The sequence below is a fragment of the Profundibacterium mesophilum KAUST100406-0324 genome (assembly GCF_009835145.1).
Taxonomy (GTDB): domain Bacteria; phylum Pseudomonadota; class Alphaproteobacteria; order Rhodobacterales; family Rhodobacteraceae; genus Profundibacterium; species Profundibacterium mesophilum.
The window spans coordinates 35,734-47,514 of record NZ_APKE01000024.1 but is presented as its reverse complement, the minus strand read 5'-3'; the positions used below and the strand labels follow the sequence as shown (position 1 = coordinate 47,514).

15 protein-coding genes are annotated in these 11,781 nt (G+C 61.6%); 6 read left to right on the top strand and 9 right to left on the bottom strand.

Features of this window, described 5'->3' with window-relative positions; translation table 11 throughout:
* Nucleotides 1-55: 55 nt before the first annotated feature.
* Nucleotides 56-313 (top strand): helix-turn-helix domain-containing protein, encoded by a 258-nt coding sequence (locus tag PMES_RS10395; protein WP_159965622.1) that lies wholly within the window; start codon nt 56-58, stop codon nt 311-313.
* Between the two features lie 679 nt (nt 314-992).
* On the opposite strand, the gene PMES_RS10385 is transcribed toward PMES_RS10395, so the two are convergent.
* From PMES_RS10385 to PMES_RS10365, 5 genes are all read right to left on the bottom strand, one after another.
* On the bottom strand, nt 993-2,405 hold the full coding sequence (locus PMES_RS10385) for a multicopper oxidase family protein (protein WP_236549774.1): 1,413 nt from the start codon (nt 2,403-2,405) through the stop codon (nt 993-995).
* A gap of 192 nt (nt 2,406-2,597) precedes the next feature.
* A complete protein-coding gene (locus tag PMES_RS10380; protein WP_067921159.1) occupies nt 2,598-2,972 on the bottom strand; it encodes a rhodanese-like domain-containing protein in 375 nt (124 codons plus the stop codon).
* Nucleotides 2,973-2,998: 26 nt separating this feature from the next.
* The gene (locus tag PMES_RS10375) at nt 2,999-3,910 is read right to left on the bottom strand and encodes an MBL fold metallo-hydrolase (protein ID WP_159965620.1); all 912 of its coding nucleotides are present in this window, start codon (nt 3,908-3,910) and stop codon (nt 2,999-3,001) included.
* Between the two features lie 2 nt (nt 3,911-3,912).
* Nucleotides 3,913-4,347 carry a DUF6691 family protein gene (locus PMES_RS10370; RefSeq protein ID WP_159965619.1) on the bottom strand — a complete coding sequence of 145 codons (435 nt, stop codon included), beginning with the start codon at nt 4,345-4,347 and terminating at the stop codon, nt 3,913-3,915.
* An 11-nt stretch (nt 4,348-4,358) separates the two neighbouring features.
* Nucleotides 4,359-4,808, bottom strand: coding sequence for a YeeE/YedE family protein (locus tag PMES_RS10365; protein ID WP_159965618.1), 450 nt, complete (start codon nt 4,806-4,808; stop codon nt 4,359-4,361).
* Nucleotides 4,809-4,866: 58 nt separating this feature from the next.
* Between PMES_RS10365 and PMES_RS10360 the strand changes: the two genes are divergently transcribed.
* Both PMES_RS10360 and PMES_RS10355 read left to right on the top strand, forming a co-directional pair.
* A complete protein-coding gene (locus PMES_RS10360; protein WP_159965617.1) occupies nt 4,867-5,214 on the top strand; it encodes an ArsR/SmtB family transcription factor in 348 nt (115 codons plus the stop codon).
* A gap of 167 nt (nt 5,215-5,381) precedes the next feature.
* A complete protein-coding gene (locus PMES_RS10355; RefSeq protein WP_159965616.1) occupies nt 5,382-6,575 on the top strand; it encodes a permease in 1,194 nt (397 codons plus the stop codon).
* A 108-nt stretch (nt 6,576-6,683) separates the two neighbouring features.
* Here the strand turns inward: PMES_RS10355 and PMES_RS10350 are convergent, their stop codons facing one another.
* Nucleotides 6,684-7,028 (bottom strand): ArsR/SmtB family transcription factor, encoded by a 345-nt coding sequence (locus PMES_RS10350; RefSeq protein ID WP_159965615.1) that lies wholly within the window; start codon nt 7,026-7,028, stop codon nt 6,684-6,686.
* Nucleotides 7,029-7,084: 56 nt separating this feature from the next.
* On the opposite strand from PMES_RS10350, the gene PMES_RS10345 reads away from it, so the two are divergent.
* Genes PMES_RS10345 through PMES_RS10335 form a run of 3 tightly spaced genes read left to right on the top strand, consistent with a single transcriptional unit; the run spans nt 7,085 to nt 9,687 of the window.
* On the top strand, nt 7,085-7,939 hold the full coding sequence (locus PMES_RS10345) for a cation efflux transmembrane domain-containing protein (RefSeq protein WP_159965614.1): 855 nt from the start codon (nt 7,085-7,087) through the stop codon (nt 7,937-7,939).
* The gene (gene lspA / locus PMES_RS10340) at nt 7,936-8,436 is read left to right on the top strand and encodes a signal peptidase II (RefSeq protein WP_067631017.1); all 501 of its coding nucleotides are present in this window, start codon (nt 7,936-7,938) and stop codon (nt 8,434-8,436) included. The genes PMES_RS10345 and lspA overlap by 4 nt, the downstream gene beginning before the upstream one ends.
* 3 nt (nt 8,437-8,439) lie before the next feature.
* Nucleotides 8,440-9,687: a cytochrome P450 gene (locus PMES_RS10335; RefSeq protein ID WP_159965613.1), complete on the top strand. Its 1,248-nt coding sequence runs from the start codon at nt 8,440-8,442 to the stop codon at nt 9,685-9,687.
* Here PMES_RS10335 and PMES_RS10330 read toward each other — a convergent pair.
* The 3 genes from PMES_RS10330 to PMES_RS10320 form a co-directional block, all read right to left on the bottom strand.
* Nucleotides 9,671-10,330 (bottom strand): cation diffusion facilitator family transporter, encoded by a 660-nt coding sequence (locus tag PMES_RS10330; protein WP_082379096.1) that lies wholly within the window; start codon nt 10,328-10,330, stop codon nt 9,671-9,673. The two genes, PMES_RS10335 and PMES_RS10330, sit on opposite strands and share 17 nt — an antisense overlap.
* A 112-nt stretch (nt 10,331-10,442) precedes the next feature.
* On the bottom strand, nt 10,443-11,057 hold the full coding sequence (locus PMES_RS10325; protein WP_159965612.1) for a class I SAM-dependent methyltransferase: 615 nt from the start codon (nt 11,055-11,057) through the stop codon (nt 10,443-10,445).
* 4 nt (nt 11,058-11,061) lie between these two features.
* The gene (locus tag PMES_RS10320; protein ID WP_369796074.1) at nt 11,062-11,763 is read right to left on the bottom strand and encodes a cytochrome c biogenesis CcdA family protein; all 702 of its coding nucleotides are present in this window, start codon (nt 11,761-11,763) and stop codon (nt 11,062-11,064) included.
* Between the last annotated feature and the right edge of the window lie 18 nt (nt 11,764-11,781).

Here is an 11,781-nt window from a genome sequence, read left to right as displayed (position 1 = left end):
ACTTTTTAGATAACAGATTTCATCCGCTAGCGACGTCACAAAAGGTATGTGACGCGTGGCAAAAACAATCAGAAGCAAAGGGCAAGTGGCACTCTGTCAGGCGTTGGTCGACGCCCGTGTCAAAGCGGGCCTTGGTCAGAAAGACTTGGCAGACAGGCTCAGATGCCACCAGTCCCTTATTGCCCGTCTTGAAAGCGGTCAGCGCCGGGTCGACGTTGTCGAGCTGGTCGTTTTGGCGCGTGCCATCGGCTTTGATCCGTTCCAGCTTCTGGCGATCGTCGAAGCCGCCACGGAGCCCGACCACAGGATTTGAAGCCAATGAATTGTTGAGAGAACCGGAACCCATTTCCCCGGTCTGATGATCATTCCCTCATTGAGGACCAGGTAGCCAACATCAACGAAGCCCGGCGCGCGGTCGTAGTGAACGCTCTGCAAACCCACACCGCAATTCGCAGCGCCACAGTGCAGGAAGTCAGTAAACAGTGAACGAAGATAAGGGTGAGGGCGTCGCGATCGCCAATCTGATCGGGACCGATGGGTGCAGTGTTGTTGGTTGGGTTTATCGCTGGAGGACAGGATCACATGCGGTGATGTGGGACGTCCAAGGGCCCCGGCCGGTATCGGAAACCCGGCCGGATATAAGTGACGAACAGAAGCAAGAAATCGACTTCGATGCACTCATGCGGATTTGAAAAAGTGACAGTGGATAGGCTTCTCAGGCAGCTGCCAGTTCATATTGATGGAAAGGGTCTGCGAGCGTACCGGTCATTGGAGCAGATGGCAGCGAAGGTCTCGAAGGAGCCCTTTTTGACGAATGCTGCCGAGCGACTGAACGGCCGCTTCGGCGGACCCGCAGCTTAGCGAGGTGTTCTCCGTTCGGGTCTAGACATACTCCGTAATGCGTTTCAACAAGGCGACACCGGCACCTGATAGAACGCCGCAAGAAGACGTAAGCTCTTGACGACGCCCGGTGTCGAGCGGGTGGGGTCCTGTTATGTGACCGTAAACTGCCCCATCATGCCCGCATCCTCGTGTTCGAGGATGTGGCAGTGATACATGAATGGTGTCTCTTCCGAAGCCAGCTTGTCGAACCTTAGCAAGATTTCGGTCGGACCCTGCACACGGACAACATTTTTCCAACCGATCTGCGCCGAGTCGACCGGCCGCCCGTTCTGACTCACGACCCGAAAGGAAGTCCCGTGAACGTGGAAGGTGTGCCGCATCATCATGTCGGCATTAATGCGCCAAAGCTCGGTTTCGCCTGCGCGGACGGTCTCATCAATGCGATCCATGACGTAAGGTGCACCGTTGATCCCCATCGTCTGGCCGCCGCCACCCATCATGCCGCCGCGCATCATGCCCCCGGTGTGCATGTTGAGGGTGAAATTGCGCCTGCGGACCGGATCGCCGAGTGCGGGCGCATCCGAAGGCAGCGAGGTGGGCAGGCGGGTGGGGCCGGCGGGCGCAGCTTCGCCTACATCAAACGACATGATCTCGAGCGGCGCACCACTGTTTCCATCCATCCCCATCATGCCGCGGTCGCCCATCATGCCTCTATCGCCCATCATCATGGAGCCGCCCCTGTCACCCATCATGCCCCCGTTCATTACGCCATTCATCCCGATGTCGCGCGAGACAAGAGAAACAGGTGACCGGTCCGAGAATTCGACCACGATCTCGGCCCGTTCGGCACCGTCGAGTTGCAGGCTGGCCATGGCAAGAGGGCGGGCCAGAAGGCCGCCGTCACTCGCGACCTGGTGGAATTGCCTGCCGTCGGTGAAACGGAAATCATACACGCGCGCATTCGACGCGTTCAGGATACGCAGGCGTACCAGACCCGCCGGAACTGTAAGCTTGGGACGGATCACACCGTTGACGAGGATCTGGTCCCCCTGGAACCCATGCATCCGATCCATCATGCCAAGACTATAGGTCATGCGGCCTGACCGATCGAAGCGTCGATCCTGCACGATGAGTGGAAAATCGTTCACGCCATAGTCGTGCGGCAGTGGATCGTCGATCTCGGGGTCGTCGATGACAATCATGCCCGCCAACCCGCGATATACCTGCGGGCCTGTTCGCCCGTGAACATGGCTGTGATAAAACAGCGTTGCCGCCGGGTGATCGACCGGTAATTCCGGCGCCCAGGTCTCGCCCGGGCCGAAAGCAAGTTGCGGCCCACCGTCGAGATAGCCCGGCACGTGCATGCCGTGCCAGTGAGCAGTGATCGGTTCATCGAGACGGTTCATGACACTTATGTTTGCGGTGCGCCCGCGCCGGAACCGCAGCAGCGGTCCGAGGTAATCCTGGGAGTAGCCCCAGGTCTCCGACGTCGCGCCTCCGGTGAACTCGCGTGTTCCGCGTATCGCATCGAGTGTGTTGCCTGCGCCGGGGCCGATCTCCATAACCTCCGGTATCGGCAAAGGCGCGCCGGGTTCGGCGGCCCATGCCCGGCTGATATTAAGTGCTGGGGTTGCGAGCGAGGCTGCGGCTAGGCTAAGGAACTTTCGGCGTCTCACAGTGATACTCCGTCATTGGAAGGGTTGCATCGTCCCAACCGAGGCCGAGCAAATATCGCGATAGCGCTCGCACCGGTGTTAGGCCCGAAGCGGGAGACCCGCGTCTTTCCAGCCCGCCAGACCCCCTTCGATTACAGCGGTGTCATAGCCCATCTGTCGCAGGCTGTCGGCGGCAAGGGCCGCGCGTGCGCCGGACGCACAGAGAACGTGAACACGGCCCGTGCCATCGCGTTTCGCGGCCAAAGCCTCGTTCGCCTTGCCGGTCTCGGGATCGGCCTGTGCTTCGACCAACCCGCGCGGGATGTGGATCGCGCCTTCGATTGCGCCGTCGCTCTTCAGCTCTGCCGTTTCACGCACGTCGAGGATGACATCTCCCTGCGCCATCGCTCTGTGCGCGTCAGCGGGAGCGATTCCATCGACGCGCGATCTTGCGTCCGCGACGAGGTCTTTCATGGACTTGTTCACGATCCTTTCTTCTTTCAGAACTTGTTGACGGGCATTTTCAGGTAGTGCGCACCGTTGCTTTCGGCTTCGGGCAATTGCCCCGCACGCAGGTTGACCTGAAGTGCTGCGAGCATCCGGTCCGGCAGGTCCAGTGTGGCATCCCGATCCTCGCGGGTCTGGATGTAGTCGGCCTTGTCGGTGCCGTCCTTGACATGGACATTCTTGGCTTTGTGGGTGGCAACTGAGGCTTCCCATTCCGGCCTGTCGCGATCCTCGGACCCATAGTCATGACCGACGAAAAGCCGCGTATCCTTGGGCAGAGACAGGATCACCTGGATCGAGTTCCACAAATCCTCGGTGGTGCCACCGGGAAAATCGGCACGGGACGTGCCGCTGTCGGGCTGCATCAGCGTGTCGTGCACGAAGGCCGCATCGCCGCAGACATAGGTGATCGACCCAAGCGTATGCCCCGGGGACAGCATCACCCGAACGTCCAGATAGCCGATGCGGAAGGTATCCCCGTCCGCGAACAGGCGGTCGAAGTCGCGGTGGGGGTCGAAGGCGTCCGGCGTGTTGTAGTAGTCGCGCCAGAGTTCGGCGATGTCGCGGACCTTTTCACCGATGGCGTTTGCAGCACCGGTCCGTTTCTTGAGGTGCGACGACGCCATCATATGATCGGCGTGGGGATGCGTATCGAGTACCCATTCCACCGTCAGGCCGTGCTTCTCCACAAGGCCCAGCACCTGCTCCATGCTGCGCGTATCGGTCGCGAAACGCGCCGGATCGAAGTTCAGCACCACGTCGATCAGTGCGGCCTTCTTCGTCGCGGGATCGGCGCAGATATATTGGATCGACCCGGTGTCGGGCTCGTAGATGCCCCAGACATCGGGGCTGTTCGGCCCAGTCGATGCGGATTGGCGGACGATGGGCTCGTTCAGTTCGGCCACATTTACGCTCCTTTGCTTGCGAATGAGGAAGATGATTTGGCGAAACCGGCGAGGACGATCCCGACCAGCATGGCGGGCAGGAAAATGAGGATGCCTGACGATCCAATCAACAGCGATGTCCAAGCGGGTCCCGGACAGAAGCCGCCTAGGCCCCAGCCCATGCCGAAGATGGCCGCGCCGGTCAGAAGCGGCGCGTCTATGGCGGTGCTGTCCGGCAGATCAAACTGCGACCCCATTACGGGTCGCTCACGTCGCCAGATCAGGCGATACCCGATGAAGGCAGTGACAGACGCGCCTCCCATCACGAAGGCGAGGCTCGGATCCCATGGCCCGAGGATATCCAGAAAGTTCAGAACCTTTGCAGGATCGGTCATGCCGGAGATGATGAGGCCGATGCCGAAGACCAGCCCGGCGGCGAAACCCAGAAAATTGCGCATGTCTACTTTCCTCAAATCACGTGACGCACGAGCGTCGTCGCCAAAACGGCCGCGACCAGAAAGACTGCGACGGCGGCTGCCGATCTTGGCGACAGCCGGGCCAGACCGCAGACCCCGTGCCCGGAGGTGCATCCGGCCCCCAGACTGGTCCCGAAGCCAACCAGAAGCCCTGCCAGCGCCATACCCCAGACGTTCGTAGGCACGCTTTGCTGGGGAAATGCCCCCGTCGTGAGCAGCACGACGAGCGGCGCTGCGACCAACCCGATCAGGAACGACAGGCGCCAGCCCCGGTCGTTGGGTCCGCCGGTTCCCGGAATGGCAGTTGTCAAACCTTTGGTGATGCCCGTGATGCCCGCGATCTTGCCGAACAGGCCCATCACCATGACGGCACTGAGACCGATCAGAACGCCCCCGAAAAGCGAAAGCCAGGGCGTGAATTCCGTTGGCACGACCGGCCCCATATGCGGTCCTTCCATTTGCTGTATTGTTTTCGTTCTCTGTCGGAGACAAATGTAAGATATGTCTAAATTAGTCAATGACGATATAAAGCGGCCTTCGCTACCGGTTCTTCAAGCGCGTGCGGCGGACGTGGCGGGTCAACTGGCTTTGTTGTCGAATGCCAACAGGCTGATGGTGCTTTGCCACCTGCTGGAGGGAGAGCAATCGGTTGGTGCGCTACAGGGCCAGCTCGCCCTGAGTCAGTCGGCGCTCAGCCAGCATCTCGCGCGGTTGCGCGAGGCTGGCATGGTTGCGACCCGACGCGAGAGCCAGACGATCCACTACAGCATCGCCGACCCGCGTCTGCACGATATGATCGATGCGCTTTATCGGATCTACTGTGAAACGGATGGGGACGCGCTTGGGTGACGCGCGCACCTGTACCGTTGCCCGAACGGGCGCGGCCCTAGCTACAGTAAAGGAACAAACGACATGATGGATACATGATGGACGGAATGGGATCGATGGCGAGGGGCATGGGCCTCTGGATGCTGGGCATCTTGTTTGCAGGAAGCTGAGCCGGACAGGCGCGCGTGATGGAAGAGCCCTTCGTTCAGCTCTGGCACCGTTCGGCGGTCACGGCGCTCGGCCTGTTCTGGACGGCGTTCTGGGCGTTTGGCCTCGGCTATCTCGTTTCCTCGATGATCCAGGTCTTCGTGACGCGCGACCGGATGCAGCGGGCGATGGGCACGGAAGGGCCGCGCTCGGTCGCCTTGGGCACATTCTTCGGCTTCGTCAGCTCGTCGTGCAGTTTCGCCGCGCTGTCGGGAACACGCGCGCTCTTCGCCAAGGGGGCCGGGCTGGTGCCGTCGCTGGCCTTTCTTCTCGCCTCGACCAACCTCGTGATCGAGCTGGGTATCATCATCGGCATTTTCCTCGGCTGGCAATTCGTGGTCGGCGAGTATGTCGGCGGCGTGCTGTTGATCCTGCTCATGTGGCTTGTGGTCCGGCTGACCCGCGGCTTCGCGCCGATCGAACGGGCGCGAGAAACCGCGCAGTCGCAGAAAAACGATACCGATAGCTCCGACAAGGACTGGAAAGCGAAAGCCACGTCGCGCGAAGGCTGGGGCGAGGTCGCCACGCGCTACGTCATGGAATGGGGCATGGTGTGGAAGGACGTGACCGTCGGCTTCACCATCGCGGGGATTATCGCCGCCTTCGTGCCGCGCCGCTTCTTCGAATGGCTTTTCATCGGCGGCGACGATCCGAACTTCTTCGAGCTGCTGGCACAGGCGCTGGTCGGCCCCGTCGCCGCGTTCTTCACCTTCATCGGGTCCATGGGGAACATCCCGCTTGCCGCCGTGCTCTACGGCAACGGCGTGGCCTTTGCTGGCATCATGGCCTTCATCTTCTCCGACCTTGTGGTGATCCCCGTCCTGCGCGTGAACGCGAAATATTATGGCTGGCGCATGGCGGTCTATATCCTCGGCGTCTTCCTCGTGGTCCTCGTCGCGACGGCGCTGCTCCTGCATTACGGCTTTGCGGCCCTCGGGCTTCTTCCCTCGGCCGATCAGGTTCGCGCGGTCACTGAGCGCGAGTTCTTCAAGATCGACTATACCTTCTGGTTCAACATAGGGTTCATTGCCCTCACGGTCGTCTTTCTCGTCTGGAAAGTCAGAAGAACTGGTTCTTCCTTCTCGACCGGCGACGGCGCTATCGAGAAGGTGCTATTCTGGCTCGCCATGATCGCCTACGCGTGGCTGGGGGGCGGTCTTCTCTTCGGGTTATGAGGCTCAAGGATCGGACTATCGCGCGCCAAATGTCCTACTTGTCGGCAAGCTGTGCCGTCAAAGCGCTGAGGTTCGCGATGCTGCGTGTGCCGGTCAAAATTCGACCTTTTACGCCTCACGATAATTGTCACACGCCTCAACACCCACTGCGACCACGTCGAGAAGTGCGTCCACATCGCTCAGAAGAACCGTGATGCGCGGGCTGCTGATACGGTAGCGGATGAAACGCCCATGGCGATCGCTGGCGACAAGCCCGCACTCCAGCAGGCACCTCAGATGGTTGGAGACGTTGGGTTGCGATAGTTTCGTCCGCTCGACGAGCTCGTGAACGGCCAATGGCTCGTTACAAAGTGCACCGAGGATGGCCAGGCGGCTCGGGTCCGCGAAGCCGCGAAACAGCTTCGCCCGTCGCTCGATGGTTGCGCTCTTGCGGTCATCGACGAATTGCGCCATATCACTCCTCGCTGATATGTTGTTCTTTGATTCATCCTAGCAGGAATAGCGCGACCATGGCCAACACCGAAAGTGCCGGATTGACGGCAGATGCCCCGCCCGTCCGTTACCGGGTTTCCGGTATGGACTGCGCCAAGGATGCCGCACAGATCGAGCGGGCGGCACAGTCGGCCGGAGTCGCGCCCGGCGATGTGAAGGTGTCGGCCGCAACTCACATCATGACACTGAATGCCCCCGAAGCGCGCCTGCCGGACATCGAAAAGGCAGTCGCGGTGACAGGCTATGGCTTCGACCGGATCGATGGCGATGAAGACATTCCGCCGAATCCTGCCCATCAGGACCCGGCCTACCGCCGCGCCCTCTGGATCGTCGTGATCCTGAACGTGGGATACGGGGTCCTCGAAATGATCGGCGGTTTCATTTCCGGATCGCAGGCCGTGAAGGCCGATGCGCTCGATTTCATCGGCGACGGCGCGATCACCTTCCTTGGCCTGCTGGCCATCGGCTGGAGCCTCGCTTGGCGGGCACGGTCGGCCTTGATCCAGGGCATCTTCCTCGGGCTCCTCGGTCTCGGCGTCCTCGGCACGACCATCGTCCGGGTCTTCGAACGGACGACGCCGGATGCGGGTCTCATGGGCCTGCTTGGCATGATTGCCCTTGTCGTCAACGTCATCTCCGTTCTGCCGCTGCTGCCGTTCCGCAAGGGCGACGCGAACATGCGGGCCGTCTGGCTTTTCTCTCGCAACGACGCCATCGGCAATGCGGCGGTTGTCGTTGCCGCCGGTCTTGTGGCCTGGCTGGGCAGCGCGTGGCCCGACCTTATCGTTGCCTTCGGTATCGCCGGGCTATTCCTGCACTCGTCCTGGGCGATCATTCGCGATGCGCGGGCCGATCTGAAGACGACTGCATGAACAGCCGCGTTCTAGGCGGAGTTTGCGCCATCTCGGCGTTCGCCCTCGATCAGGGCACCAAGGCGCTTGCCCTGAACACACCTGCGCTTGAGGGCGGCGTCGAGGTTCTACCCTTTCTCAATCTCGTGCGGGTTCTGAACGATGGAGTCAGCTTCGGTATGCTGGGCGGGATCGTGCCTTGGTGGGGTCTCATCGCGCTTGCTGGCGTGATCGTGTTATGGCTGCTGATCTGGTTGTGGCGCGCGCCGGACAGGCTGACGGCTGCCGCTCTCGGTCTGATCATCGGCGGCGCACTCGGCAATGTCCTCGACCGGCTGCGTTATCAGGCCGTCCCAGACTTTCTGGATTTCCATTACGGAACATACCACTGGCCGTCCTTCAATCTTGCGGATGTGGCGATTTTCTGCGGCGCGGCCCTACTGTTCTGGGACAGCTTCCGCTCTGCGACGGACAAGCCTGGTCAGGGTCAACGCAAGGAAAACACAACGGGGGTGTAACCCATGTTCGGCATACCATCTGCGAAAGGCTTTGACAGCACACTTGCCCTGCTGCGCAACCCATATGGGTTCATTTCGGAGACCTGCCGCGCACTCGACACAGACCTGTTCGAAACCCGCATCCTCCTTCAAGAGACGATCTGCATGACCGGCGCGGCGGCGGCAGAAGCCTTCTATCGGGAAGACCGGCTGATCCGCGCAGGCTCGATGCCAGGCCGCATACAGAAGTCCCTGCTGGGAGAAGGCGGCGTTCAGGGATTGGACGGCGCTGCCCACCAGCACCGCAAGAAGATGTTCATGTCACTCATGGGGACCGAGCGGATCGCCGCGCTTGAGGGCACGTCTCTTCACATGTTGGACAACTATGCGCCGGACTGGGAGGCGAGGAACGAGGTCGTCCTCTATGACGAAGTGCGCGAAATGCTCACAAGAGCTGCCTGCGCCTGGGCCAGGGTGCCGCTTAATGAAGCTGAGGTGGCGACCCGAACGGCGCAGCTTACAGCGCTTTTTCAGGACGCCGGGGCCCTTGGCCCCAAACACTGGCGCGCGCGTCTGGCGCGCCACCGCCTGGAAAAATGGGCAGCACGGCTAATCCAACAGGTCCGCGATGGTGAGCTTCAGCCGACGCAGGAAAGTGCCCTTCATATCATCGCGACATGGCGCGATCTCGATGGGGAGTTGTTGACCCCCAGGGTGGCCGCCGTAGAGCTGTTGAATGTCCTGCGCCCGACCGTCGCGCTATCCGTGTTCATAGTTCAGGCGGCGCATGCTTTACATCGGCATCCCGAGTGGCGGCAAAAGCTGAAGGACGACGAGGGACAGCTCGAACCTTTCGTGCAAGAGGTCCGCCGTCTGTATCCGTTCTTTCCCGCGGTTGCGGCACGGGTGAAGAGCGATTTCGAGTGGCGCGGATATCGCTTTCCCAAAGGGTACAGGGTTCTGCTCGACCTCTACGGCACGAATACCGACGCTCGTTCGTGGGACGCGCCGCAAGAGTTCCGGCCCGAGCGGTTTCACGATCGGGAGGTCACTCCCTACGAGTTCATTCCGCAGGGCGGTGGCGATCACCACAGGAACCACCGTTGTCCGGGCGAGTGGATCGCGATCAGCCAGATGAAGGCGTTTTGCAGTTTCTTCGTGAACGCCATCGACTACGAAGTGCCGGATCAGGATCTGGATCTGGAAACCGGAGAACTGCCGCCCATGCCTAAATCCCGGTTCATCATGCGCAACGTCAGGCGTCGGCAGTAGCGTCGGCCTCCTCCGGCTCGACCGACCGCGCATCCTTGGTGGCCTCAAACGCTTCCCACGCAACGTAGGGCACGATCAGAAGCGCCGCGACCGGGTCGGCCCACCACCAGCCCATCCATTGCGTCAGACCGATCCCGGCCAACACCACGATTGTCTGATACTGGCAGATCATGGTGTCCTTGGCATCGTACTTCAGGGCGGGCGCATCGAGCCGTTTGCCATAGCGATACTTGCCCCAGGCGAGGAACGGGTTGACCACGAGCGAAGCACCCAGAATCGCGATACCCCACCAGTTGAAGCCCGGCGCCTTCTGCGAAATGAAGGCGGAGACCGCCTCGTAGAGGATCGCCGCGACGACGATCCAGAAGGCACAGGCAACCACGTAGAGCGCGACCTTCTTGCGGTGCAGGACCGTGCGCTTGCCGGCACCGTCCTTCTCCCCCTTCAAGCGCCAGATCAGCGTCGCGGCTGAGGTGGCTTCGACCGTGCTGTCGAGACCCCAGCTTACCAGTGCCGCGCTGCCGGTCAGAAGTCCCACGGTGACGGATACGACGACCTCGATGATGTTGTAGACGAGGCTGGCGATCTCGACGCGGATGCCGCGCGTCAGATTGGCCTGCCGGTTATCTTTCTGACTACTCATAATACCTCATAATGCGGAGCCTGCAGCAAAAGTTCGAGGCGGGAATTGATTGCCTTGCCATTAGTGTTGCGCCACGAATCGAAAGCCGATGTTGTTCTTTTTCCAAGCTTCCTCAGTAGAGGCGAGCTTGCCCCTCATACATGAATACGAATGGCCTCGGACCTGTCGCGTAGCCGGTGTCGAGCCGCTCGATCCGAAACCCGCTCTTCTCGACAAGGGCGTTCGTCGGGCGGTCAAGGTGACAGTTCCCGGCGCAACGCTTCCAGGCAGGCGTGAGCCAGCGCTGCCAGCGCCGGACACGGGCTTCCGGCGCCAAACCATGCTCGACGAAGCGGAAGATGCCGTCCGGCTTGAGAACGCGCCGGATCTCGGCGAGCGCCTTCTCCGGCTCCGACACGCTGCAGAGCGCCCAGGTGGCGACGACGCAGTCGACGCTGCGATCCTCCAGCGGCAATGCTTCGGCCACGCCCTCGATCATCTCGGCCGTGGGCATCAGGCCATGGGAGGTTTGCGCGGCCCGAGAGAGGAGTTCGGGCGACGGGTCAACACCGATGATCTGACGCACGGCCTCGGGGTAGAGCGCAAGGTTCAGGCCCGAGCCGATCCCGATCTCCAGCACACGTCCATGCAGCCCGGAGGCGGCGCGGCGCCGGTAGGGAAGAAGTTGATCCTGGCCCATCGCCAGATGCGTCAGCCGAGGGAGGATATGTTTCTCGTACAGTCGCATCTGTTCACCCGATCCGCGCAAGGACAGGGAAGGTGTCCAGCAGCCAGTAGGCCAGTGCGCTCAACCGCCCGGTCATCATCGCCAAACCCATCAGGATCATGACGCCGCCCGCAGCCTGATGCAGGCGGCGACCCCAACGACCGATGCCGCGCAGCCTGCCGGCAATACTGTCGGTGAACCCCGCGACGACCAGAAACGGGATCCCAAGGCCGGCCGAGTAGAAGGCAAGCAATGCGACGCCCTCGCCAATCGTCGCGCTTGTCGCGCTGGCGGTTAGGATGGCGCCGAGGATCGGCCCGATGCACGGTGTCCAGCCGAAACCGAAGGCGAGTCCGAGCACGTAGGAGGCGACCGGTTGCCCGCCCGGCAGGTCGAGATGAAAACGCAGGTCGCGCTCCATGGCCGACAGGCGCGCTGCCCCGATCATGAACAGACCGAACAGGATCACGATCGCGCCGCCGACGAGGTTGAGTTCGTAGCGCCACTGCAGCAGCGCCTGACCGAGCGCGGTGGCAGAGGCCCCAAGCGCGATGAATATCGTGGAGAAGCCAAGGACGAAACAGAAGCTGAGCCAGACGGCCCGCCCCTTCGAAGGCGCTGCACTGCCGGTGACCGTACGTCCGGCAACGTAGGATACGTAGCCGGGCACGAGCGGCAGCACGCAGGGCGACAGAAAGGAAACGGCACCGGCCAGCAATGCCGCCATTAGTCCAAGAACGGAAAG